The following is a 24,327-nucleotide window of genomic DNA, read 5'->3' as shown; positions in this document are numbered from 1 at the left end:
TATAATTAATAGGCTTAGTAGATTAGGCTGCTGCCAACATCCCTTTTTCATATTTTTGGCATGGATGGGGCGGGGCCTGAGATGGGAGAGTTGCAAAAATAATGCGCAAGCTAGTAAGAGGATACGACCAAGATAACCGCGGAATAGGCAAAAAGGTAGCTATTGTTATAATCGGAGGAGCGCTGCTCCTGCATCCAATTTCAGAAATTGCTCCGGCAAGCTGGAAGATGCTTAAAATAGAAACGGCCGCAGCAGCAAGCAGCGGAACGCTTAAACAGCTGCAGCAGTCCTATGTGACATCAGGTGCCAAACGAGTCGATTATCTTTGGACGACAACACGCAGCGGCAGAACGGCGCAAGCGAACGTCCATGTCATTGAAGTCGATCTCACGAATAAATACGTGCAATTGAATGCGTTGAGCGGCAAAAACAATACGATCGGCGATCGCGATACGATTTTGAATATGGCGAAAACGAGTGGAGCGGTAGCCGGCATTAACGGCGACGTCTATGTGACAACGGGCGAAGGCTCGCCGATGGGGGCGCAAATTACTAGCGGAACGCTCATGACAACGCCGATGCAAATTAAAGGCATGTATGCTTTTGGAGTCACAAAGGACCGCCAGCCGAAAATCGACAGCTACAGCTTTAGTGGCACGGTAACGTCTGCAGGCGGCTCTTCCTTTGTCCTTACTGGCATTAACCAGTCGGCTTATACGCCGGATAGTGGAGACTCCACTTACAGCCACGCCAACACGATGTATATCTATACGAGTGCGTGGGCAGGCACGGAGCGTCCGAAAAATTCCGCCGCATTGCCGACCGAAGTGCTTGTTCGTAATGGCGTTGTCGAGCAGATTTCCGATGGGACTGCGCTCACGATGGCGCCGCCTAAAGACGGATATATTTTACGCGCCAACGGTACGGCAGCTAAATTCATCCGCGCCGAGATCAAGGTCGGGGACAAGCTGAAGTCAGACTACTCGTTAGTCTCTCAAACGACGGGAAGCAAAGTAGATCCTAATCAATTCGAAATGATAGTTAGCGGTCATACGATTCTGGTTAATAATGGGGCAGCATCGACATTCTCGCGCAGCATTACAGGTGTTAGCGGAGCGGCGTACCTTTCCCGTTCAGCCGTGGGCTATTCCAAGGACGGTACAAAGGTATATCTGATCACCAGCGAACAGTACGGAGACAGCACGGGCGTGAATTTGGCGGAGCTGCAGCAGATTATGGTGAAGCTTGGCGTCTACAAAGGCATGAATCTGGATGGCGGCGGATCAACAACGATGATTGAGCGCCCGCTCGGGCAGTTTGCCCTGCAATCCGCGCATTCCACAACTTATGGGACGACGATGCGCAGCGTAGCCAGTGGAATAGGCGTGTTTTCGACAGCGCCTAAAGGGGAAGTCAAAGGCATTACAGTAGGCGGCACGAATGCCTTGCTTATTGGGCAGCAGGCGACCTTTACGGTAAAAGGGTACGATACCTATTACAATCCGGTAGCGGTTGACGGCACCAATGCCAAATGGAGCAGCTCCTCGGCGATCGGCACCTTCAAGGGTGCGGACTTTACGGCCACAAAAGCGGGCTCTACGACCATTAGCGTCAAGTCGGGCTCAGCGAGTGCTACATACAAGGTAGATGTTGTCGGACAGGATCAAATTGCGTCGATGACGATTGACAGTGCAGCAGGCATGCTTTCCAAAGGAGCAACTGTCTCGGTGCCAGTAACGATGACCTTGAAAAATGGCAAAAGCTATAAGCTGAGCGGCGATTCGCTTAAATGGGAGTTTGTAGGCTTTACCGGCAAAGTGTCGGGCGATACGCTTACGGTGCAATCAGTCATTGAAGGCGCAACGACAGGCTATGCCATCGGTCGCTATGACGGTTATCCAACGATGCTCCCGCTTACACAGGGAGGCTCGGAGAAGCCGCTTGAGGATTTTGAAAATGTGAATTACAGCATTTCGACGCAGCTAACGCCATCGGCCACGACAAAGGGCAGCGTCAAGCTGACTAGTGATCTGGCGGGCCAGACATCGGCTAAAGCTTTGCAGCTGACGTATGATTTTAGCGCAGGAACAGGGACGAAGGCAGTCTATGCTGTGTTTAATGGCACTTCCGGCAAAACGGTTGAAGGCTCGCCTACTGCCATGACGCTTGATGTTTTTAGTGATAAGAGCCTCAACTGGCTGCGGGCGGAATTCACCGATGCTGATGGCAAATCGCATCTGGTGGATGTGGCGAAGCAGCTCAATTGGAGCGGCTGGAAGACGGTGAAGGCTGACTTATCGTCTTATGGGATGAAATATCCGGTTAAGCTGAAGCGGGTATACGTCGTTACAATCGCGGAGGGTGCGGATGAGCGCGCGGCAACCGGCACGATTGGCATTGACAATATGAAGCTGCAATATCCAGGCGAAGCTGCGAATTCCCAAGCGAAAGACATTGTCATGACGATTGGCAGCAAAGCGGCTTCCATCGGTGGCAAGACGACAACGCTTGACGTGACGCCAATTACGCTGAAGGGCACAACCTACGTTCCAATCCGTTTCGTATCCGAAGCGCTTGGAGCCAATCTTCAATGGGACAATAAGCTGAACCGGGTGACGGTATTTGATGGCGCCCATTTGCTTGAGATGGTTATTGGTAAAAAAGAGATTGTAGCGAATGGCAAGCGCTCCACGACAGAGGTTGCGCCTATTGTGCGGAACAATCGTACGCTCATTCCCATTCGACTATTTTCGGAGCAGCTGGGACTTAAGGTAGGCTTCGATAATAGCACGAAGAAAATTACCATTAACTAGGGAAGAGCTCTAACCGGGATTGCAGGAGGAAGAGAGGGAAATAGAGGGATTTTTGCCTGAAATGCATGGGTAAACCTGCCTCTATTCCCTCTCGTTCCCGCAGTGTTCGACAGCTAGAGTTCAAGGCCAAGGAGGCGGCGGACTATGCAATTGTGTTATGATAGTCTAAAAGAACCTTCTATTGGAAAGGTTGCCGATTTTTTATGGATCAACATATTTTAGATATTAACCGTGTCATTACGAATGCGACGCAGGTCATGGAGGACAGTAAATTTCAGATTTTTGAAATTTGCGAGGCTGCACGCGCTGAACTTGAATCGCTGGAGCAGGAGCTCGAAGTGGTCATTCAGGAAACGGTAAAGACGATTGAACGAGTCGATCAGCTTGAGCTGGATTACAGGCAGGCTAGAATACGCCTAACGGAAGTTAGCCGTGATTTCGTCAGATATAAGGAAGAGGATATTAAATCCGCGTATGAGAAAGCGACGCAGATTCAGCTGGATTTGATGGTTTGCCGCGAGAAGGAAACGTATTTAAAATCGAGACGGGATGATCTGCAAAAGCGTGTGCGCAATGTAGAGTCCTCGATTGAGCGTGCGGAGATGATTGCATCGCAAATTAACGTCGTATTGGAATATTTGTCGGGCGACCTCAATCAGGTTACGCGTATTTTAGAATCCGCAAAAACAAGGCAGCTGATTGGCCTGAAAATTATTTTAGCCCAAGAGGAAGAGCGCAAGCGTATAGCCCGTGAGATCCATGACGGACCGGCGCAATCCCTTGCAAATATTGTCATGCGTACGGAAATTGCAGAAAGAATGTTTCTAAAGAAGGAATTTCAGCTAGTACAGGACGAATTAGTAGATTTGAAGGGTCAGGTTCGTCTAGGACTCGAGGAAATTCGTAAAATTATTTTCAATCTGCGTCCAATGGCGCTTGATGATTTGGGACTTGTACCCACGCTGCGCAAATTTGTACAGGATTTTGAAGAAAAAACTAAAATACATACTGTATTTGACCTTACGGGCAGAGAAATTCGGATGCCTTCCGCCATGGAAGCTGCTATTTATCGTTTGGTTCAAGAAGCCTACTCCAATGCGCTTAAGCATGCTAATGCCTCTTACGTTACTCTAGACATGGTTTATACCTCAGATTCAGTTACAATCACCGTATTCGACAATGGAAGTGGATTCCAACAAGAGCTCATTCAGGTGCATAACGGAGACAACTCGCATTTTGGGTTAGTAGGCATGCAGGAAAGGATTGACCTCTTGGAAGGGAAGATGGACATAGACTCAAATTTAGGAAAAGGCACGAAGATTATATTTAAAATCCCTATTACAGCGGAGAATAGAAAGGAGTAAGATGACGAATGAACCAAAGCGCACCTAACCATAAACGTAAAATTAAAATTTTGCTTGCTGACGATCATCAGCTTTTTCGTGAAGGATTGAAACGTATCTTGAATATGGAGGAGGACCTGGAGGTCATTGGCGAATGCGGTGACGGCATTCAGGTGCTCGAATTTTGCAATCATACCATTCCAGAAATCGTTCTGATGGATATTAATATGCCGATTGAAAATGGGGTCGTGACGACTGAGCGGCTTAAGACGATTTTCCCAGATGTGAAGGTCATCATTTTGTCGATTCATGATGATGAAAGTTATGTATTTGAGACGCTGCGCAAAGGAGCGACAGGCTACCTGCTGAAGGATATGGAAGCGGAGGCTCTTATTAATGCTATACGCTCTGTAGTTAACGGACATGCTTACATACATCCTAAAGTCACAGGCAAGCTGATTAACCAGCTGCGTCGTATGACATACTTGGATGAAATGGGTGTCGTGTCGGGCGCAGCAGCAGCGAAAGAGCCAGGCGTGAAATTTGTCGCTGGCGATGATAATCCATTAACGCGGCGTGAGGCCGAAGTATTGCGCCTGATGGCTGAGGGCAAAAGTAACAAGCTTATTGGCGAGTTTCTATTCATCAGCGAAAAAACGGTTAAAAACCACGTCAGCAGCATTTTGCAAAAAATGGAAGTGGATGATCGTACGCAAGCCGTTATCAACTCCATTAAGTTTGGCTGGGTTACGCTGTAGTTCTTCTGACCAGGGGAATTAAGGTTGGGGCGTTCTAGGTTAAGCTCCTGTGACTCATGAGGGCAGAGGATACTTGCGCTGTTTGCCCTTTTTGACAATCTACATAGTGTTCTTAGGGCACATGTCAGGAATATGATATGAATTGGAATGAATAAAGGCGGATAGGATCGAATGAAGAGCTTCTGGAACCATGTTTACATGGGCGGAAGCTCTTTTTTTGTTGCCTCTTTGATGTGAAGGGATGGAGGATGAACACAGAAAGCTGATCCCAAATCCGGGTGGATGACAAAAAGAAAGCGAGAAACAGGAGAGCCAAAGTGTTAGCTGTAACGGGTATTGTTTTTTTCGGCAACAGCTGTGTGCATGTCCTTCAAGGAAGGAACCACTGGGCGCCCGCAGGCATATAATGCAGAACAAGACAGGTTGGGAGCAGCAGCAAAGCCGTCTGTTTAATACTCTAAACCTTGCAGGAAAATAAGTCCGACTAACGGCAACAGCAGTTTGGAATAAAAGAGATGGCTGCAAAATAGGGCCAAGCATGTATGGGAAAATACCTGGGTGTGGGATAGGGAAGGAAGGCTTATATTATTTTCAGGAGGTGCGGTGCCATGATCAAAATTTTCTTGTTAGTCGTGGGCTGCTATGTGCTGGCTGGCTTCATTGTGCATGCAGTTTACCGCTTGAAACGCCAGCGGCGGCGTTCCGCTAAACATTATGTGCTGCTTGCGAGTCGTCAGTATTCCAATATGGAACGGACTATTCGCTCCTTCTTCTCCTTCTCGCGGTGGATGGGAGTAGACGTACACTTGACTGTCGTAGATGCCGGCCTCAGTGAGCAAACACGTGAAATCATCGAGCGGTTGAATCGGGCAGCTGGTGGAGTACGTCTCTATGTAGATAGGCATGAAGATAGCGAGTTAACTCATTTGTTGTCAAAGCAATTGGAGCAGAATAGAGAATTCGAAGGTGGACTAGAGCAAGGGCAGAATGAATATGAGCAGCAAGCCGAATCGAACGTAAACAAACAAGAAGCAGAGGCTTCCAGCCTGCTGTGGCGACTGCAGGTGGATGGAGTAATAACCAAAAATGAGTATCCTGTCGTCATCGATTTGCATAACCCCGACGATTTAGGGAAGATTCCTTTTTGAGAGATGTGGGATTTGAAGGTGTAGGAGCCTAAGTGGGGCGCAAATATTGAAGACAGAGAAGCGGTTTTAGCAAGGCGAGAAATAAAGATACGGACTAAAGTCTTTACAGTAAGGTCAGAAGATTTAGCAATTGGCCATTTAAATAAGTATACCGTTGATAAAAACGGTTTAATCCATTATAGTTAGAGCAATCAAATAACAGTTGTTGCTTGTTGGCTCAGTTTTCCTATATGTGCAAGTCGAACTCAGCAAGCAAAACAGTTTTTGGAAAATCGGGATGAAGCACATCTTTGATAACGCTTAGGCGTTGTTGAGATGTGCTTTTTTTGCGTTTGATATTAAAAGGGGGATATCTGGATGAAAGCCTATATTTATGTTGTACGGCAATTCGGCAGCTGGTCTTGTAAAGTAACTATTGCGCCTGAGGTAGATATTGACTTCTGGCAATATGCGGATGGGATGCTTCTATGGAAAGCACCGCTTCCGCTCGGCATTGCGCTGGAGGCTGCTGGGCACTTCAACGAATATGATAATAGAGATGGTCAGTATGTTAGGCAAAGTAAGCAGAGTGCAAATCAGAGTGCAGGAATGGAAAGGCTACGCTCCTTCAAAGGCTGGCTGGATATACAAGCGAAGAGATGGTCGGGCAGAAAAAGTAGGAATGCTGGACAAGGGAGGGAGGACAGTGGGCAGAGAGGGGTATACTCGGGGAAACCGTATCAGAAAATGCAGGGAAAACAGCCATGGGAACCAAAGGGGGCGGGAGCCGCGGCTGAAAGGGCCTCACGTTGCAGGAATGAAAGGGATGATGAGGTGTCAGATAGGCTTGCTGCTGCTATCAGTAAGGCAAGCAGCGGAGTGCTTGTGCAGGTAGAGGGAGCTCAGGAGGAACTTGATGGGAAGAGAATAAGGATGATACTGATACCCGTCGGACAAGCTGGGCGAAGCCAGTCTGCTTTAGTAGACCAGGCAGCATTGGCTGCGGATAGGTGCGAGCGTAGTGGACAGGCGCGCGGAGTGGATCGCGCGCCTGCAGAGGCGCTTGCCGCCGCCGCGCAGCTGGCGGCAGCGGCGCTGCAAGGCCGTGCGCTGCTGCGCGGCGAAGCGCACGCACTGCTTGCAGGGACAGCGCCTGCGGCAGCTGTCCCTTCCATGGATAAGGACGCCACGCTGCAGCTGGCGTCCTTACAGGGCTTGATACAGCTGCGCAGCGCTGTATCAAAGAAGGCCAGCCGCGAAGCCGGCTGGCCTCGGCGCGCTAAGCGCGCGCTTCGCTGCCTGCGCTGCGGCAGCGGAGAAGAGCAGCTGCACATGACACCTTGTGCAGCTTGCGGGCAAGAGGCATGCGCGTATTGCACCGCATGCCTCACAATGGGACGCAGCCGCGAATGCGAGCTGCTCATCATAGGAGGAGGAGCTGGCGGCAGCCGCTCCTCCATGGATCTGCCGCCCCCGCAGCAGCGTCTCGCGCGCTGGGGGCTAAGCCCTGCTCAATCAGCGGCGGCAGAAGCCGCGCTGCATTTTACAGAGCGGCCGCTTCGCAGTGCTTCGGCTGGCCCGCTCGCCGCAACACAAAACAGCTTTCTGCTATGGGCGGTCACCGGCGCTGGCAAAACCGAGATGGTGTTTCCTATAGTCGAATCCACTCTGCTGCGAGGTGGCAAAGTCCTAATCGCTACACCGCGCCGCGATGTCGTGCTGGAGCTGAGCCCGCGTATTAGAAAAGCCTTTTCGGGGTGTGATGTGGTCACATTATACGGCGGCAGCGAGCAAAAATGGGAGCAGGGCGACATCACACTGGCGACGACGCATCAACTGCTGAGATTCCATTTTGCTTTTGATTTGGTCATTATTGATGAGCTGGATGCATTCCCCTATCATAATGATCCCCAACTGCACTATGCTGCCAACAAAAGCTGCGCTCCTGACGGCGTCAAAATTCTGCTCTCGGCTACACCTCCAGCAAAGCTGCAGCAGCTGGCGCGACGTGGAAAGCTTGAACATGCGAGAGTCCCGGTACGTTTTCACCGCCATCCGCTTCCTGTTCCAGTACTGCTTCACACGGTGAGTGTGGGACAAATGCTGGACAAGCTTCAATTGCCTAGGCAGCTTAATGATGCCATGCTCCGCTCCTATGGTCGCGGCGCGCAGCTGTTCGTTTTTGTTCAGCGTATTTCACAGGTGGAGCGGATGGCAGCATTATTGAGACAAAAGCTTAATATTTCTCAAGTAGCAGGCACCTCCTCCCAAGATCCAGAGCGGGGAGACAAAGTTCAGCAATTCCGCACGGGAGAAATACGCATTTTGGTGACGACTACGATTTTAGAGCGTGGCGTTACGATCCCTAGGAGCGACGTGTTTATTCTGGATGCCGACGGGCAGCTGTTCGATGAAGCTTCACTCGTGCAAATGGCGGGTAGAGCAGGAAGAGCCAGCGATGATCCAAACGGAAGGGTTGTTTTTTGCGCAAAAGAACGTACACGCCCACAAATGCTGGCCGTCAAGCATATTAAAAAAATGAACCGTATCGCACGGGCGAAAGGCTATTTTCAACATGTATCTAAGTAAGGGGGACCCCATGATGAACAGGCTTACTTTATCCCGTTTTGGTCGTCAACTGACCAAATATTTAGGAGACGCCATTAGTCTCCTCGGCCCGACCATTCGTCTTTGTCCACTATGCGGCAAATCGGCAAAGCCTTTTTCATCCGAATTAGCTTCTCTAAAGTCCGGGCAACGGGCCGCGCTGTCCCCAAGTTTTTATAAGCTGATTTGCAGGGCATGTTTATCCTCCATCCCCTGGATTCAGCAGGTGCAATGCCGAATTTGTGGACGTGGCGTCTTTTGTCCAGACTGTATAAGACGAAGTGACACAGCCTTTGTTTGTAATAGGAGCGCCGTACAATATAGCAAGGAAATGCGAGAGGTTTTGGCCAGATATAAATATCGGGGTAATGAAACTCTGGAGCCGTATATGGGACAGATGTTGATGTCTCCTCTGACTGGGATGACGCTTGAATTAACGGGCCGGCTAGGGATTTACACGGGCAGCAGGGATTTTTTGGCTCAAAGAAACTTTGATAGGCGGGAATTTTCCGTTTGGGATGCAATTACCTATGTGCCTGTTAGCACAGAACGTGCGGAGGAGCGAGGATTCAACCAAGCAGAAAGACTGGCAGGAATCGTATCGCGCCAAGCTCAAATTCCTCTAATGCATTTATTGGAGCGTAACCGCCATTCAGCTAAACAAAGCTTTAAGACCCGCTCAGCCCGCATGCAGGATATGGAGAGTCTTTTCGCTGTTAAACCGGTGGTTGTGGAGAAGCTTCTATTAGCAAATCCACGGAAAGAAAATCAACATACACTGCGACTGCTGCTCGTGGACGACATCTATACAACGGGAAGCACGATTCAAGCTTGCTCGGAAGCTCTGCAAAAAGCAAGCCCAACACGTATCGATATTTATGCTCTAACATGGGCGAGATCTTAATTAGAATCTATCACTTTTTTCCAGTTCATTAAGATTACTAGTGAAATTATTGTTTGTTTCAGCTAGAATAGAGCTAATCATAACTTCAAAAGGTAGATCAGGGAGGTCGGAAATTAATGATGAATTTAGATAATTGTCCACGCTGCGGCAAGCTGTTCTCCAAGAACTTTCGTGACGTCTGTCCGGCTTGTATTAAAGAAATAGATAAAGAGTATGAGCTTTGCTCCGATTATTTGCGTAAAAACAAAGGCACAAACATAAATGATTTATCCAATGAAACGGGAGTATCCGTCCGCCAGATTACGAAGTTTGTTCGAGAAGGAAGAATTTCGATTGTGAACGCGCCAAATATGTCCTATCCGTGCGAGGTTTGCGGGACGTTCATTAGGGATAATAATATGTGTGACAGCTGTAGATCCCGTTTAATTAGTGATACTGGGAAGATGCGCAGCGAGGATGCCAGAAGGGCTGAGGAGCTGGAAGCACAGAAGGCAAATCAGAACATTTACAAAGGCATAGATCGCTATAAGGATCGTTAGAATTTATTAATATTTGTCAATCGTCGATATAACTATAAATTTCTTGGGGAATAAGCCGATAATACTGTTAAAGGTTATCGGCTTATTAGCATGTGTCCAAATAAATGAGGTGAATAAATTGAAGATAAATGAACCTGGTCGTATCCACTCGATTAACCAGTACCAGAAGAAGAATGACATGGCAGTGAATAATGCCAATAAGAAGCAGAAGAAGGATGAGGTGCAAATCTCAGCCGCCGCGAAGGAGATGCTCTCTACGAGTCAGACGAATGGCCCTGAACGCGCTAAGCAAATTGAGAGCTTGAAGCAATCCATAACATCTGGAACGTATCACGTTGATTCAGGCAAGCTGGCTGAGAAGCTGCTTCCTTACTTCAGCAACAATCCAAGTGAATGAGGACAGGTGAACGGAGATGTCTCTTGAGTTAATTGCAGATACTCTGCAGCAGCAGTTAAAGCTCTATAGAACCCTGTTGGAAATTGAACAGAGTAAGAAGGACATGATTATTCAGAATGATGTTCTGCAATTAAATGTACACACTCAGAAGCAGAAGCTGCTTGTTGCAAAGGCAGAAGAGCTTGAGCGTATGCGAACCCAGCTGACTTCCCGTTATTTTAAAGATATCGGTTTTAGAATCCGCAGTGGTATTTTAGCTGAGCTGATTCGCTCCGTCACTGATCCTGTCATCAAATCCCAGCTGATGGAGATGCACGGTCAGCTCAATACGGTACTGGCTCAGCTTAAGGAAGCAAGTACTTTAAACCAGCAATTAATTAAACAATCGTTGTCTTTTCTGGATTTCTCAATCAGCCTGATGATGGATGACCCGAATGAGGATCTTGTCTATCAGCATCCGATGAATCAATATCCAGGCAGTAAGCGCAATGGATTATTTGATAGTAAAGCTTAAGGAGGAGACAAGCAGATGACCTCAACTTTTCATTCATTAGAGACATCGAAGCGAAGCCTGATTACCCAGCAGGTCGCTTTGACTACACTCAGTCATAACATTGCAAACGCCAACACAGAAGGATATACACGGCAAAAAGTAACAATGGTGGCAACCCGTCCAATGGAAGCCTATGGCATGACGAAATCCACAGCACCAGGTCAAATCGGAACAGGTGTAGAATATACATCGATTACACGTATCCGCGATGCTTTTCTCGATGCGCAGTACCGTGATCAATCGGATATTGCTGGAACAACGGCTGTGCAGATGGATACGCTGAGCAAACTTGAATCTTTTGTTAATGAACCGTCGGACACAGGTATTCGTACCGTTTTGTCGGATTTCTGGAATGCTTGGTCAGATCTCAGCAAAGATCCAGAAAATGTAACGGCTCGCCAAATACTTGTAGAACGTACTCAAGCACTAACCGATACCTTTAATGGACTTAGCAAGCAATTGTCCGATCTTGATGCTGACATTAATATGACGATCGACACCTCGGCGGAGCAAGCCAATTCCATGATGAGCTCCATCGCGGCGTTGAACGACCAAATTAAAAAAATAGAATCGCTTGGCGACAATGCCAACGACCTTCGCGACCAGCGTGATCTGTTAACGGATAAGTTGTCCAAACTCGTAAATGTTACCGTTACGGATACAGAGGATGGATATACCATTAATATGGGAGGTGCAAACCTCGTTACTGGTGGAGAAACGACGCCTCTAACGGCTCTTTCGCTGGAGCAGTCCTATAATAATGGCACTCTGACTGGCGGAGAGGTTCACGGGATGTTTGTATCTTTGGATACAGTTGCTGAATTTGTCGGGCAGTTGGATACACTTGCTAATACGATTGTGAACGGCAAGTTCGATGTTACGATTCCTAAAGGCTCTGTCTTGCCGGGAACGACGGTGCCTACAACGGCCGATCAAGTGATGACGGTCGACGGTATAAATGGGCTGCATCAGCTTGGATATACACTTGGCAATCCGGCTGCTGCTGGACAACCGTTGTTTACGATAAAGGCAGGATCTACAACGATAACTGCAGCAAGCATCCAAATTAACTCCGACATTGCTGCAGACTCAAACCTAATTGCTTCTTCCATGCGAACAACAACAGATGGTGCAGGTGTTACGACAGTTATAAAAGGCAATAACACTTTAGCGCTGCTCATGTCTCAAATGACCGAAGCAAAGTTCTCCTTCGATGAGACGGCTACTGGTGGCGGAATAAAGGAAGCTACATTAGGAGATTTCTACAGCGCCTTGGTAGGTGCGCTAGGAGTTAAGAGCCAATCAGCTGCCCGGGAAAACTCCAATGCGGAAGCCCAACTGGCTCAAGTAGACGGAAGCCGGATGTCTACCAGTGGTGTTTCCTTGGATGAGGAAATGTCCGATATGATTAAATATCAATATGCTTACAGTGCAGCGGCGCGCTTTATGACGACGTTTGATGAGATGCTGAATAAGCTCATTAATAATACGGGTGTAGTAGGACGTTAAACGAAAATAGCATAATCACTTTAATTTTCCAAGGAGGCTAGAAGTAATGGCACTTCGTATTACACAAGGTATGATGCATGCTCAGCTTACACGAAATATCAGTAAAAATTTAAACAAGATGGCCGATATCCAGAACCAGTCCTCCACTGGCATGAAGCTGCATAAGGCGTCTGATAATCCAGTAGGGATAACCTACTCCCTTCGATATCGTACAGAGCTTGGCTCAAATGATCAGTATGAGAAAAATACGGACCAGGCTTTGTCTTGGCTGGATTATACGGATAGCGTTATTAACCAAGCCGGTGACGTTTTGCAGAGGGTGAAGGAGCTTGCAACCCAAGCGGCTAACGGTACTAATCCTCAGGAAGCGCTCGATGCGATCAAAAGTGAAATTGTTGAGTTGAAAACTCAATTGGTTGATATTGCAAACAGTAAATTTAACGGCAAGTATATTTTTAATGGTGAGAAGTTTAATGAGGTTCCTTTCGATACGTCGGCAGCTGGTTTTGATGCTAAAAATATTGTTACCGATACAGAAAGCGTTGAGTATGCTTTAGGCGCCAACGTAACAGTCGGAATAAGCTTGACAGGAAATTCGGTATTTGGAGATGCGGATCCAGCTGGAACTGGAAATAATGTGTTTTCGGTCCTGGATCGCTTGATGACGGCTATGACTCCTCCAACTACCAGTTATGATGCTATTTCAAATGAAATCCCAAGTATTGAAACGAGCATGGATCGGATGCTAAATGCCCGGGCAGCTGTTGGAGCTAAAGTCAACCGGGTTGAGCTCATGCAAAATCGAATCGCAGACTTTAAATTAAGTCTTACAGATATGCAATCCAAAGTTGAGGATGCTGATCTGGAGCAGGTGCTTATTGATTCGACTACAGCGCAAAATATTTATGAGGCTTCATTATCCGTTGGGGCAAAGGTTATCAGCAAATCATTGGTAGACTTTTTAAGTTAATCTATTTAGGTTAGCATGATCACAAGAAGAAAAATAATGTAGAAGCTATGGAATCAGCAACGATGCCGTAGCTTCTACATTTTTAATTAAAGGGAGCGGAGTTGAGCATAATGATAGTAGAAACAACGCGGTTTGGATCGCTTGAATATAGTCCAGAGCAAATCATATCATTCGTGGTGGGTATTCCTGGTTTTAAGCAGTACGACAAATTTATGATTGTAGGCATAGAAGATAGTCCTTTTCAGTATTTGCAATCGTTGGAGGATGGCGAGTTAGCCTTCATTATCGTGTCGCCTTTCGAGTTCTTTCCTAATTATGAGTTTGATTTATCAGAACAGGTAAAGGAAGAACTTGAGATTAAGGATGGAGAGAGCTTGGAAATCTATAATATTGTAAGAGTACCTGAGGAGTTGTCATCAGCAACGATTAATTTACTTGCTCCTATTATTATGAATACGACAAAGCAAATGGCGGTACAATATATTCTGCCAAATAGTCCCTATTCCATTCAGCATCAGCTGTTCAGTGACGATTTGAAGACAGGAGGGGAATAGAATGCTGGTGCTTTCAAGAAAAAAAGGAGAATCCATTCTAATCGGCGAGCATATTGAGCTTACCGTCCTGGAGGTAGTGGGAGATACGGTGAAGCTAGGCATTAAAGCGCCAAAGGAAGTGGAGCTTTTAAGAAAAGAGCTGTATGTCTCCGTTGAGAATATGAACATGAATGCAGGGCAATCGGTTATAACGGCCAACGAGCTGAAAAATCAATTCAAAAATCTTAAAAAAAATTGATTTGGCTATAAACTCTTGGTTAAATATGCCGATAACTATATTAGAGCAGGATGAGCTTCACAGCTTAATCGGCTAACCACAAGGATGTGGGACTAAATAACCATTTCAGGGAGGAAACAACAATGCGTATTAATCACAACATCACAGCTTTGAACACTCACCGTAACATGACTTTGAACAACGCTGCAGCAGGTAAGAACATGGAGAAACTTTCTTCAGGTCTTCGTATCAACCGTGCGGCTGACGATGCTGCTGGTCTGGCAGTATCCGAAAAAATGCGTGGTCAAATCCGTGGTCTTGAGCAAGCTCAAAAGAACGTTCAAGACGGCGTATCCTTCGTACAAACAGCTGAGGGCGCAATGAACGAAGTTAGCTCCATGCTGACTCGTATGAAAGAATTGAACGTACAAAAGCTGAACGATACTTACAGCTCCGGCGACAAAGCTAACATTGACGTTGAGTTGAACGAGTTGGGTTCGCAAATCAAGAGCATCATGACTGATACTAAATTCAACGGCATGGCAATTACAAGCGGTGCTACAATTCAATCGGATGATAATGCACAAACGATTAAAATCGGTAGCATTACTACTACTGATTTTAATGCTCTTAACAGCAGCAGTGCTCTTTCTACTATCGAAACAGCTATCAAATCCGTTTCGACTGAGCGCGCTAAGCTTGGTGCTGTTCAAAACCGTTTGGAGTACACTTCCAACAACCTGGGTACAACTGTTGAGAACCTGACTGCTTCCGAATCCCGTATTCGTGATACAGACATGGCTAGTGAAATGGTTAAGCTTACGAAGAACAACATTCTTCTTCAAGCTTCCCAATCGATGCTTGCTCAAGCAAACTCGCAACCACAAGGCGTTCTGTCCTTGCTGCAATAATCGTTGCTCTGAGCGGAGAGGCCTTAGATTATCTAGGGCCTCTTTTTCTATAATTAAATGAATAAATAGGATTGAAATAACGGTCTAAGGCTAATAAAATATATGCTTCAATCCGATATTAAATATAGATAACCAATTTCATTTGAGGTGGGGAATGAAGATGAATATTTCATCTGTAAATACCACAGCGGGCTATACATCAGATAAGGCGGCAGGAGCCGCTCCAATAAAACCGATTACAGGAGCCATTGGTGCAATATCTGGTCCTGGCACTACAATCGACGGATTTTCACAAGTGGCTTCTATTCAGGGTGATGATCAGCAGCTTACGAAGAGTGTTGATCGGGTTATAGAATCGATTAGTGGGCCAGAGACAACTGTGGACCGCTCCGTACATGAAGAAACAAATCATATTATTTATAAAATTCGCAATAAGGAAACGGGAGAAGTTATACGTGAGATCCCCGAAGAGAAATTGCTGGATATGGCAGCCAAGCTGATGGAGCAAAATGGTATTATCAATGGGATTTTAATCGACGAGAAGATTTAGAAGGAGGGGAATATTCATGGCAAACAGAATTACAGGCTTAGCTTCTGGCATGGACGTTGATAATTTAGTCAAGGAAATGATGAAGGCTCGCCGGACAAGTTACGATAACATGATCAAAAAACGCACGAAGCTGGAGTGGCAGCAAGAAGATTACCGGTCAATGAGTAGTAAAATTGTTGATTTCCGGAACAATAAGCTTTCTTCCTTTAATATGTCCTCAGCTATCAGTGCGAAAACATCGCAGGTCAGCGGTGATACGAACACGTTGACTATCAATGCAACAGCATCTACCGCAAATGGTTCTTTAAATGTAACAGTAGACAAGGTGGCTACAACTGGAAACAGTGTGTATACGTTTTCTGCTGCAGATAAAGGCAAGACCTTGGAAGATTTAGGATTTGCTTTATCGGGCGCGGGCTCAAGCACGGTTAACGTTAATATTAATAATCAAACGATTAAAGTGAGCAAGGATGCAAAGCTAAGTGATCTTGCAGCAGCTATTAGCACAAACGCAGGTACGCTGAAAGCGACAGCATTATACGATGCCAATTCGGGACAGTTCTCCATATCGGCCACTCAGACTGGTGAAAATCAATTGTCGCTTCAGGACAATGTGTTTACCTCTCGTACTCCGACAGGAGGGCAAGCTGGTACGGATGCAGAAGTGAAGATTAATGGCATCAGCTATAAGCAAGCTAGTAATCGTTTTGCAGTCAACGGCTTCGACTTTACCGTTAAAGCACAGTCAGCAACTTCTGTTCCTACAACGATTTCTGCTGTACAGGATACAGCTAAAATTATTGATACCATAAAATCGTTTGTGACTGAATATAACAGCTTAATTGCTTCGGTTAACTCAGAGCTTTCTGAAGCTGTCAATCGTACCTACAAACCACTGACTGCTGAAGAGAAAAAAGAAATGACTGATGATGAAATTAAACAGTGGGAAGAAAAAGCGCGCAGTGGCACATTGCGTAACGATGGTACACTCAGCACGATGCTTTCCGATCTCCGTATTGCGGCGACTTCATTAGTAGCTGGAATAGTAGACGGTAACGGAAATAAATTAACAATTGGTATCACAACAGGCACCTATACCGAGAAGGGGAAGCTTGTACTTGATGAAAGTAAATTGAGAACGGCATTAGAGGCTAGCCCAGATAAGGTAATCAACCTCTTTACAGCTAAGAGTACGGATACTTCGCCGGGCAGCTCAACATCTGGCGTATTTGCCAAGATGAGTGCATCCTCGATGACCGCACTGAAAAGCATTTCTACAAAAGCGGGAACTTCGACAGTTAGCTCAGACACGAGTGCAGCTTTTCTGGAGAGCTCACTCATTAGCGCACAGCTTCGTACTATGAAGGATCAGGAAAGCCGCATGCTTTCCAGACTTAATAGTATCGAAACGCAATATTTTAAGCAATTCAGTGCAATGGAAAAAGCAATTAGCAGCTTTAATACACAGTCATCCGCTTTAATGAGTTTTACTAGCTAAAGGAGTGAACCGGATTGTTAAACTCGCCGTATCAAATTTATCAGCAGTCCTCTGTTCAGACAGCGACACCTGGTCAGCTAATTATTATGCTGTATGAAGGAGCCATCCGCTTTACAAAAGCGGCAATTGACGGCTTGGAAAAGAAAAATTACGAGGCTACTAACAAAAACTTGAAAAAGGCACAGGCAATTATACATGAACTGACAGCCTCATTGGATACTAGTTTTGAAATTTCCAAAGAGCTTTCACGTATTTATGAATATATGCTGCATCTTTTGATAGAAGCCAATATGAAGAAAAATATAGCCGCAGCTAAGGAAGCGCTGGGGTATTTGCAGGAATTTCGTGATACATGGAAGCAAGCGATGCTAGCTGCTGCAAATGATGCACCAACAGGAGCTCCTCGATGATATCATCCTTGCAGTCTCTATATGATCAGACTCTGTATATAGCTGAGCATATTCAGGAGGCAAGCTATGAAGAATTAGTCGAATTAGCTGATTTTAGAACAGAAATCGTTAATAAACTTCAGCAGACCCAGGTTTCAGAAGAGATGAAGGCGGTAATTCGTTTGATTGGCGAGTATGACGATACGATCCTAAAACGTATGCAGGAGTTAAAGGATGAAGCCGCTACAAGTTTGAATAAAATTAAGCTGCATCGCATGCAAAAACAAAAGTATGAACAAGCATATAATGCAGAAAGTTATTTTGTTGATTTAAGGGAATGATTGAAACCTTGGAGTATATGTTAACATTTATGAAACCGTCGGAATATTAATCTGACGGTTTGTATTTTTTAATTGTCCATGCTTTAAATTTTTTATAAAGTGAGGAGTATTTATATATGGGGGAACAGCAGTGGGAAGTTGAAGATACGATTGAGGACATCAGCCTGTTTTTGCCTAAGCTGATTGCTGCCTCCGAGTCTGTTCAAGAACGATTGGTTGAGCCAATAACTGGGCACTTTTGGGGGTTGTTTTCCGAAATAATCGAGGGGATGGATGACTTATATCGCGCATTATCTAGTATCCAAGACGTACTGGAAAGCAAGCAGGGTTTTCAAGCATTGCACGAGGTATGTGAAAGAACAGCCAGAGACCTTAGTATGAAATTTCAAGAAATGAACGCTCATATGGATCAAGAAAATTATATTGAAGCTAATGACTGTCTCCGTTTCGAATTGATTCCATTGTTTAATCAGCTTTCATTGGAATTAGGACAGGAAGGCAGCAGAATAAATCAAGAACAGCTATTAGCAGCTAATCTGCGATTTTTAGGCAAAAAGTATCCGGATATATTCCGTAAAATGAATGTGTTACATAGAGATCAAGATAACTACGAGTTTATGAATGCTAGAAATGGCCAGCCTAATTTATTTGTTAAAGCAGAAGATGGAAAGGCCATTTATTTATATAGCAAATATAGTCCTGAATATGAAATGGAAAACTGGTTGAAACATATTGCTTTAAAAGTAGAACAAAAGAATGAAATTATTTTTTTTGGTATGGGATACGGGTATCATGCGCTTGCTTATGCTAAGCAATATCCAAATCATAATATATACATATATGAGCCAGATGAGCAAATTTTACTTTCGGCCATGTATAATATGGACTTAAAACAGCTATTGGATTTGCCTAATGTTAAGCATTTATCAGTTAGCGGAAATATAAATGATCGGGCAAAAATGATGTATAGATTTATGAAATATATGAAGGGGGATGCAGAAATTATTGTACTCCCTGTTTATAATAAATTAAGTAACAACGATGTTTTAGCATTTAGTAATGAGGCTAAATTAGCGATTTTAAACTTTGGCAGCTCGTATATGATGTATGAAAAACATGGATTAGAATGGTTTGAAAACAGCATGTATAATTTGCCGCAAACTATATATTCGCCTTCACTTGCAGAGATGAAAAATAAATTTACCGATAAAACTGCGGTAATTGTTGGTGCAGGGCCATCGCTCGCTGAAGATATTGAATATTTACGTCAGCTTAAAAAACATACCATTATTATTGCAGCCGGATCAGCAGTACAATCGTTAATGCATTATAATATAAGGCCACACCTGATTGTAAGTATGGATGGCGCTGAATCAAATTTTAATGTGTTTAGAAATACAGATGTAACAGGAATACCGCTTTTATATACCCCTTTGATTAAATATAAAATTTTGGATTATAAAAAAGATAATCTATTCCACGTTCATTTTGAAAACGATTTTATAACTAAGTTTTTCTTTCAGCTTTCAGATAAAGATGCAATCTTTTTATCCAATCATTCTGTTACAGGGACTGCCATACAGGCAGCAGTGTATATGGGCTGTAAAGAGATTATATTTACTGGGCAGGATCTATCATTTCCCACAGAAAATATGTATGCCCCAGGCTCGCAGCATGTTTCGGAGCAGCATATGGAAAAAACCATTGCAAAAGCAGATTTAATGGTTGAGAATGTACAAGGTACATTAAATCGGACGAACAATATAATGAAGTTAGTTTTAGAAGATATTTGTGAGTTATTGGAAAATCATCCTAATGTAAAATTTGTTAACACATCTCGAAAAGGAGCACGTATTCGCAGTGCTTTATTTGAACCTATGGAGCAAGTGCTAAAGCGGTCTTTAGAAAAGTTTGTAGCGGATGACTTTATGAATCAGGAGCTGCAAAAGTTAAAGGGCTATGACTTAGTTCGTATACAGCGTATTAGCAAGTCTCTGCTGCAGCTTCCTAAACAAATCAGTGAGTTTGAACAGCAGCTAAAAAGAATTGAAAAAAATATTAAAGTATCGGTTGAATTGAGCCGGAATAATCCTGCGAAAAGTATAAAAGCTATAGACGATATAGATAGTGATTGGGGCAAGGTAGTTGCAAGTGCTCCTTTTAGTGCCTTTTGTTATATGCTTTTGCGAAATCAAATTAATAGATTTGAACGTGACTTGCCCGAACTGGTTAAAGAAACGAATATAGTGAAAAAATCGGACTTGGCAAAAGAAATCATGTATCCCTTGATTGTTGCACTTATAGAGAAGGTTCCTGTTTTACGTGAAGTGACTGGAAAAACAATTGAAAAATTGAATAACATGAAGAATAGAGAATAGCGCTTTTGCTCTCTTTTTACGATAATTAATTAAATTCCTCCACTATATGTTTGTTGAAAATTGAAAGACCACAAGGATACAATTTCCTTGTGGTCTTTCTTATAAATCGACTTCTATTAGCCGATATATATATAAGGGTAGATAAATGATCTCATATCGTTTCCCAAAGGCAAGATGCCAAAAAGAGGTGTTTGTAAAAAATGTACAAAAACAAGAAAATTCTTATCACAGGTGGAACGGGGACGATTGGCTATCAATTAACGAAGCAACTGCTTACTTATGATCCAAGCGTAATTCGTATATTTAGCAGAGATGAATATAAACAGTATCAAATGAGCCAAGACTTCCATGAGCATCATGAGAAAATGCGATATTTAATTGGGGATGTACGTGATCAGCAGAGGCTGCTCAGAGCGCTTGAAGATGTTGATTTTGTTTTCCATTTGGCGGCAATGAAGCATGTGCCCTTTTGTGAATACAATCCGTTTGAGGCTGTTCAGACGAATGTCATTGGAACACAAAACGTCATTCAAGCATCCATTCAGGCCGGAGTTCAAAAGGTTCTTTTTACGAGCTCAGACAAAGCAATTTCTCCAACCAATACATATGGGGCAACAAAATTAATGGGAGAAAGACTAGTATCTGCGGCAGAGTATCAAAAAGGGGCGAAATCAACAATCTTCTCTTCTGTACGCTTCGGTAATGTCATGGGCTCCCGCGGCTCTGTAATTCCATTATTCAAGAAGCAAATAGTAGAGCAAGGAAGGATTACTGTAACAGATCCTGAAATGCTTAGGTATATGATGACGCCAACGCAGGCCATTGAGCTGCTTCTTCGTGCCAATGAGCTCGCAAGCGGCGGTGAAGTATTAGTTTTGAAAATGCCGGTAGTCAAATTAGGGGATTTAGCAGAAGTTATGATAGACCTGCTGAATCACATAAAGAAATCAGATAATGAGATTGAAATACATACAATAGGTTTACGTCCAGGAGAAAAAATGTATGAGGAATTAATGACTCTGGATGAACAGCGAATCGCAGTAGAAACAGAGGAAATGTATATTATTCCTGCTTCTTTTATAAGTACACCTAAAACAAATCATCAAGTTATTGATATGAAAATTCCGCAGGAAGGAAGTATTGATAAGGAAACATTACGGAACTGGATAATAAACGAAAAATTACTATAGAAAATCGTTATAAACAATCATAATTGCATCAGGAGGATAAGCATGAATAACAATGCATATAAATTGAGGGAAATGATTACATCGCAGGATTTGGAATTTATTATGGAGGCACATAATGGGCTTTCGGCAAAAATCGTAGAAGAAACGGGTTTTAAAGGGATATGGGCTAGTGGACTATCCATCTCTGCATCCTTAGGGGTAAGGGATAATAATGAAGCCTCGTGGACGCAAGTGTTAGAAGTGCTGGAATTTATGAGTGATGCAGTCAATATTCCCATTCTAGTAGATGGGGATACAGGCTACGGAAACTTTAATAATATGAGAATCTTGGTTAGAAAACTTGAACAGCGCAACATTGGCGGCGTATGTATTGAAGATAAACTATTTCCAAAGACAAACTCTTTCATTTCCGGGGAGTCGCAGCCATTAGCTAGTATAGATGAGTTTTGCGGGAAAATTAAGGCTGCAAAGGATTCCCAGAACAATGCCGATTTTGTAGTAGCAGCAAGAGTAGAAGCACTAATCGCCGGTTGGGGAATGGATGAAGCTTTACGTCGCGCAGAAGCTTACAGATTGGCTGGTGCCGATGCAATTCTTATACATAGCAAAAAATCAAATGTGGCAGAAATTGAGTCATTTATGAAGGAATGGGATAACAGGCATCCTGTAATCATCGTGCCAACAAAGTATTACTCTACTCCTACAAGTAAATTTAGGGAAATGGGTGTTAGCACGGTCATATGGGCTAATCATAATTTACGGTCATCCATTAAAGCGATGCAAGAAACAAGTAAGCAAATATTTGAAGATCAAACCTTGAAGTTTGTTGAAGATAATGTAGTTACAGTGGATGAAGTGTTTAGAATTCAAGGTGAAGATGAGCTTAGAATTGCCGAAAAAAAATACTTGCCTACAGCTGGGCGTCAAGTTAATGCGATTATTTTAGCTGCGAGCCAAGGAGATCTTGGAGAGCTTACTAAAGACATTCCAAAAACCCTATTGAAGGTTAATGGCAAATCTCTACTATCTAATCAAATTAACGATATGAATAAAATTGGTATAAAAGATATTGCAGTTGTTCGCGGATTTGGCAAGGAACAAATTGCGGCTGTTAACATTACAACAGTAGATAACGATGAATATGCGGAAACAAAGGATTTATACTCCTTATATTTAGCTAAAGATAAACTAAAAGGTACTACCGTAGTTAGCTACGGAGATATTATATATAAAAGCTACATATTAAATGAACTATTTGATGACAATAATGACGTTACCTTAATTATAGATCCGGATTTTGATTCATCCGTCGATGGGAAAAACATAGTTATTACGGATCAATCATATTCTAAAACATATTATAGTCAATCTGTAGGGCTAGTAGAGATGACTACAGACGGGCAAGCAAAATCAGCAACCGGCGAGTTTATCGGCATTTGGAAAGTTTCTGAAAAAGGTGCCCAAGCTGTTAAAGATTGTATGGAGGTTCTGTCTAAAAGACCAGATTTTAAAAATTTGATGCTTCATGACCTCTTCAATGAATTAGTTAAAGTTATTCCTGTCCGTGCCAAGTTTGTGAGAGGATTGTGGCTAGATGTCAATAATATCGTTGACCTCCACAAAGCGGGTGATTTAAGGTGATCGATACAAAAAATTTCGGACAATACCTTAAACAAAAAGGGTTCGATTTTTTCACTGGCGTTCCTTGTTCCTTTCTTGATAGCTTAATCAATTATGCTATTAATGATTGTGAGTATATTGCTGCTGCAAATGAAGGGGACGCAGTAGCAATTGCATCAGGAGCATATCTGGCGGGTAAGAAGCCAGTTGTACTGATGCAGAACTCAGGTTTAACCAATGCGGTCTCTCCGTTAACTTCACTAAACTATACATTTAGACTGCCGGTGCTTGGTTTTGTCAGTCTAAGAGGACAGGAAGGAATAGCGGATGAGCCACAGCATGAGCTGATGGGGAAAATTACGACTGATTTGTTGGATTTGATGAATGTAAAATGGGCATATCTTTCAGATTCAGAGAGCGAATATGCGGAGCAAATAGATGCTGCCAACCAGATACTAGAAAGTAACCAGTCCTTCTTTTTTGTTGTGAAGCAAGCAACGCTATCGAAAGAAGAATTGATAGTCACTGATAGTAAATTCGATAAGCCTTATAATAAATATATAAAGAACAAGACAGAGGAAGACGAGCTTCCACGAAGATTTGATGCTTTGACTGTTATTAATAAATATAAGAACGATTCAACCATTCAGTTAGCTACAACAGGGAAAACAGGTAGAGAGCTGTATGATCTCGAAGATTCGAGCAATAATTTATATATGGTAGGTTCTATGGGCTGTGTAAGCTCACTGGGGCTTGGCGCTGCTTTAAACACATCTAAAAAAGTTGTAGTTATTGACGGCGACGGCTCCGTTCTAATGAGAATGGGAAGCATGGCTACAATTGGATATTATAGACCGAATAATATGCTTCATATTTTGCTGGATAATAACTGTCATGATTCAACAGGAGGACAATTTACTGTCTCAGGCAACATTGATTTTACGACTGTAGCGAACGCTTGTGGTTATGTGCACTCTTATTATATTCATAATTTGAGCGAACTAGAGGCTGGCATACAGAAGTGGCAAGAAAGCCCTGAACTAACATTTCTATATGTGAGAATAGCAGAGGGATCTAAAAAAGAATTAGGCAGACCAGTCATTAAACCTTTTGAAGTAAAGGAGCGTCTGCAAGCGTTTCTTACAAGGACGGAGTGATT

At 43.8% G+C, this 24,327-nt stretch carries 22 protein-coding genes; all 22 read left to right on the top strand.

The genetic code is table 11. The annotated features are described in order from the left end of the window. Positions 1 to 101: 101 nt before the first annotated feature. The 22 genes from MHB80_RS27405 to aepY all read left to right on the top strand — a co-directional run bounded on the left by MHB80_RS27405 (position 102) and on the right by aepY (position 24,325). Positions 102 to 2,813 (top strand): stalk domain-containing protein, encoded by a 2,712-nt coding sequence (locus tag MHB80_RS27405; protein WP_341279883.1) that lies wholly within the window; start codon positions 102 to 104, stop codon positions 2,811 to 2,813. Positions 2,814 to 3,016: 203 nt separating this feature from the next. Continuing rightward, positions 3,017 to 4,177, top strand: a complete 1,161-nt coding sequence (locus tag MHB80_RS27400) for a sensor histidine kinase (protein ID WP_056036892.1) — start codon at positions 3,017 to 3,019, stop codon at positions 4,175 to 4,177. Positions 4,178 to 4,185: 8 nt separating this feature from the next. Next, positions 4,186 to 4,914, top strand: coding sequence for a response regulator transcription factor (locus MHB80_RS27395; protein ID WP_056036894.1), 729 nt, complete (start codon positions 4,186 to 4,188; stop codon positions 4,912 to 4,914). Between the two features lie 608 nt (positions 4,915 to 5,522). Next, positions 5,523 to 6,062 (top strand): hypothetical protein, encoded by a 540-nt coding sequence (locus MHB80_RS27390; protein WP_341279882.1) that lies wholly within the window; start codon positions 5,523 to 5,525, stop codon positions 6,060 to 6,062. 357 nt (positions 6,063 to 6,419) lie between these two features. After that, a complete protein-coding gene (locus MHB80_RS27385; RefSeq protein ID WP_341279881.1) occupies positions 6,420 to 8,630 on the top strand; it encodes a helicase-related protein in 2,211 nt (736 codons plus the stop codon). 10 nt (positions 8,631 to 8,640) lie between these two features. Then, positions 8,641 to 9,552: a phosphoribosyltransferase family protein gene (locus tag MHB80_RS27380; protein WP_341279880.1), complete on the top strand. Its 912-nt coding sequence runs from the start codon at positions 8,641 to 8,643 to the stop codon at positions 9,550 to 9,552. A 119-nt stretch (positions 9,553 to 9,671) separates the two neighbouring features. Continuing rightward, positions 9,672 to 10,091 (top strand): flagellar protein, encoded by a 420-nt coding sequence (locus tag MHB80_RS27375; protein WP_341283092.1) that lies wholly within the window; start codon positions 9,672 to 9,674, stop codon positions 10,089 to 10,091. A 109-nt stretch (positions 10,092 to 10,200) separates the two neighbouring features. Next, positions 10,201 to 10,488, top strand: coding sequence for a flagellar biosynthesis anti-sigma factor FlgM (gene flgM / locus MHB80_RS27370; protein ID WP_341279879.1), 288 nt, complete (start codon positions 10,201 to 10,203; stop codon positions 10,486 to 10,488). A 16-nt stretch (positions 10,489 to 10,504) separates the two neighbouring features. After that, positions 10,505 to 11,002 carry a flagellar protein FlgN gene (locus MHB80_RS27365; RefSeq protein ID WP_338553387.1) on the top strand — a complete coding sequence of 166 codons (498 nt, stop codon included), beginning with the start codon at positions 10,505 to 10,507 and terminating at the stop codon, positions 11,000 to 11,002. A gap of 15 nt (positions 11,003 to 11,017) precedes the next feature. Beyond that, positions 11,018 to 12,550: a flagellar hook-associated protein FlgK gene (gene flgK / locus MHB80_RS27360; RefSeq protein ID WP_341279878.1), complete on the top strand. Its 1,533-nt coding sequence runs from the start codon at positions 11,018 to 11,020 to the stop codon at positions 12,548 to 12,550. Positions 12,551 to 12,596: 46 nt separating this feature from the next. Then, positions 12,597 to 13,520, top strand: coding sequence for a flagellar hook-associated protein FlgL (gene flgL, locus MHB80_RS27355; protein WP_341279877.1), 924 nt, complete (start codon positions 12,597 to 12,599; stop codon positions 13,518 to 13,520). Positions 13,521 to 13,630: 110 nt separating this feature from the next. Beyond that, complete coding sequence (fliW, locus tag MHB80_RS27350) at positions 13,631 to 14,074, top strand: flagellar assembly protein FliW (protein WP_341279876.1); 444 nt, start codon at positions 13,631 to 13,633, stop codon at positions 14,072 to 14,074. A gap of 1 nt (position 14,075) precedes the next feature. After that, positions 14,076 to 14,312 (top strand): carbon storage regulator CsrA, encoded by a 237-nt coding sequence (csrA, locus tag MHB80_RS27345; protein WP_341279875.1) that lies wholly within the window; start codon positions 14,076 to 14,078, stop codon positions 14,310 to 14,312. A gap of 122 nt (positions 14,313 to 14,434) precedes the next feature. Then, positions 14,435 to 15,202: a flagellin gene (locus tag MHB80_RS27340; protein WP_341279874.1), complete on the top strand. Its 768-nt coding sequence runs from the start codon at positions 14,435 to 14,437 to the stop codon at positions 15,200 to 15,202. 160 nt (positions 15,203 to 15,362) lie between these two features. Continuing rightward, positions 15,363 to 15,752, top strand: a complete 390-nt coding sequence (locus tag MHB80_RS27335; protein ID WP_341279873.1) for a flagellar protein FlaG — start codon at positions 15,363 to 15,365, stop codon at positions 15,750 to 15,752. Positions 15,753 to 15,768: 16 nt separating this feature from the next. After that, positions 15,769 to 17,250, top strand: coding sequence for a flagellar filament capping protein FliD (gene fliD, locus MHB80_RS27330; protein ID WP_341279872.1), 1,482 nt, complete (start codon positions 15,769 to 15,771; stop codon positions 17,248 to 17,250). Positions 17,251 to 17,264: 14 nt separating this feature from the next. Further along, positions 17,265 to 17,660, top strand: coding sequence for a flagellar export chaperone FliS (gene fliS, locus MHB80_RS27325; RefSeq protein ID WP_341279871.1), 396 nt, complete (start codon positions 17,265 to 17,267; stop codon positions 17,658 to 17,660). After that, positions 17,657 to 17,980: a hypothetical protein gene (locus tag MHB80_RS27320; protein ID WP_341279870.1), complete on the top strand. Its 324-nt coding sequence runs from the start codon at positions 17,657 to 17,659 to the stop codon at positions 17,978 to 17,980. Before fliS ends, MHB80_RS27320 begins: the two co-directional genes overlap by 4 nt. Before the next feature lie 116 nt (positions 17,981 to 18,096). Continuing rightward, entirely contained in the window at positions 18,097 to 20,358 is a 2,262-nt protein-coding gene (locus MHB80_RS27315) for a 6-hydroxymethylpterin diphosphokinase MptE-like protein (protein WP_341279869.1), read from the top strand. A gap of 200 nt (positions 20,359 to 20,558) precedes the next feature. After that, positions 20,559 to 21,548, top strand: a complete 990-nt coding sequence (locus tag MHB80_RS27310; protein WP_341279868.1) for an SDR family NAD(P)-dependent oxidoreductase — start codon at positions 20,559 to 20,561, stop codon at positions 21,546 to 21,548. A 42-nt stretch (positions 21,549 to 21,590) separates the two neighbouring features. After that, complete coding sequence (gene aepX, locus MHB80_RS27305; RefSeq protein ID WP_341279867.1) at positions 21,591 to 23,189, top strand: phosphoenolpyruvate mutase; 1,599 nt, start codon at positions 21,591 to 21,593, stop codon at positions 23,187 to 23,189. Further along, complete coding sequence (gene aepY, locus MHB80_RS27300) at positions 23,189 to 24,325, top strand: phosphonopyruvate decarboxylase (RefSeq protein WP_341283091.1); 1,137 nt, start codon at positions 23,189 to 23,191, stop codon at positions 24,323 to 24,325. The genes aepX and aepY overlap by 1 nt, the downstream gene beginning before the upstream one ends. Positions 24,326 to 24,327: the final 2 nt, after the last annotated feature.

It is taken from the genome of Paenibacillus sp. FSL H8-0537, from assembly GCF_038051995.1.
Taxonomy (GTDB): domain Bacteria; phylum Bacillota; class Bacilli; order Paenibacillales; family Paenibacillaceae; genus Pristimantibacillus.
This window is presented reverse-complemented; position numbering and strand designations above follow the sequence as displayed.

Excerpts from the sequence above, each read along its gene's own strand:
- MHB80_RS27400 (WP_056036892.1), top strand. The coding sequence starts at position 3,017 with ATGGATCAACATATTTTAGATATTAACCGTGTCATTACGAATGCGACG.
- MHB80_RS27390 (WP_341279882.1), top strand. The coding sequence starts at position 5,523 with ATGATCAAAATTTTCTTGTTAGTCGTGGGCTGCTATGTGCTGGCTGGC.
- MHB80_RS27315 (WP_341279869.1), top strand. The coding sequence starts at position 18,097 with ATGGGGGAACAGCAGTGGGAAGTTGAAGATACGATTGAGGACATCAGC.
- MHB80_RS27385 (WP_341279881.1), top strand. The coding sequence starts at position 6,420 with ATGAAAGCCTATATTTATGTTGTACGGCAATTCGGCAGCTGGTCTTGT.
- MHB80_RS27405 (WP_341279883.1), top strand. The coding sequence starts at position 102 with ATGCGCAAGCTAGTAAGAGGATACGACCAAGATAACCGCGGAATAGGC.
- MHB80_RS27335 (WP_341279873.1), top strand. The coding sequence starts at position 15,363 with ATGAATATTTCATCTGTAAATACCACAGCGGGCTATACATCAGATAAG.
- aepX (WP_341279867.1), top strand. The coding sequence starts at position 21,591 with ATGAATAACAATGCATATAAATTGAGGGAAATGATTACATCGCAGGAT.
- MHB80_RS27310 (WP_341279868.1), top strand. The coding sequence starts at position 20,559 with ATGTACAAAAACAAGAAAATTCTTATCACAGGTGGAACGGGGACGATT.
- MHB80_RS27395 (WP_056036894.1), top strand. The coding sequence starts at position 4,186 with ATGAACCAAAGCGCACCTAACCATAAACGTAAAATTAAAATTTTGCTT.
- MHB80_RS27365 (WP_338553387.1), top strand. The coding sequence starts at position 10,505 with ATGTCTCTTGAGTTAATTGCAGATACTCTGCAGCAGCAGTTAAAGCTC.
- fliD (WP_341279872.1), top strand. The coding sequence starts at position 15,769 with ATGGCAAACAGAATTACAGGCTTAGCTTCTGGCATGGACGTTGATAAT.
- csrA (WP_341279875.1), top strand. The coding sequence starts at position 14,076 with ATGCTGGTGCTTTCAAGAAAAAAAGGAGAATCCATTCTAATCGGCGAG.
- MHB80_RS27375 (WP_341283092.1), top strand. The coding sequence starts at position 9,672 with ATGAATTTAGATAATTGTCCACGCTGCGGCAAGCTGTTCTCCAAGAAC.
- MHB80_RS27380 (WP_341279880.1), top strand. The coding sequence starts at position 8,641 with ATGATGAACAGGCTTACTTTATCCCGTTTTGGTCGTCAACTGACCAAA.
- fliW (WP_341279876.1), top strand. The coding sequence starts at position 13,631 with ATGATAGTAGAAACAACGCGGTTTGGATCGCTTGAATATAGTCCAGAG.
- MHB80_RS27340 (WP_341279874.1), top strand. The coding sequence starts at position 14,435 with ATGCGTATTAATCACAACATCACAGCTTTGAACACTCACCGTAACATG.
- flgL (WP_341279877.1), top strand. The coding sequence starts at position 12,597 with ATGGCACTTCGTATTACACAAGGTATGATGCATGCTCAGCTTACACGA.
- MHB80_RS27320 (WP_341279870.1), top strand. The coding sequence starts at position 17,657 with ATGATATCATCCTTGCAGTCTCTATATGATCAGACTCTGTATATAGCT.
- flgK (WP_341279878.1), top strand. The coding sequence starts at position 11,018 with ATGACCTCAACTTTTCATTCATTAGAGACATCGAAGCGAAGCCTGATT.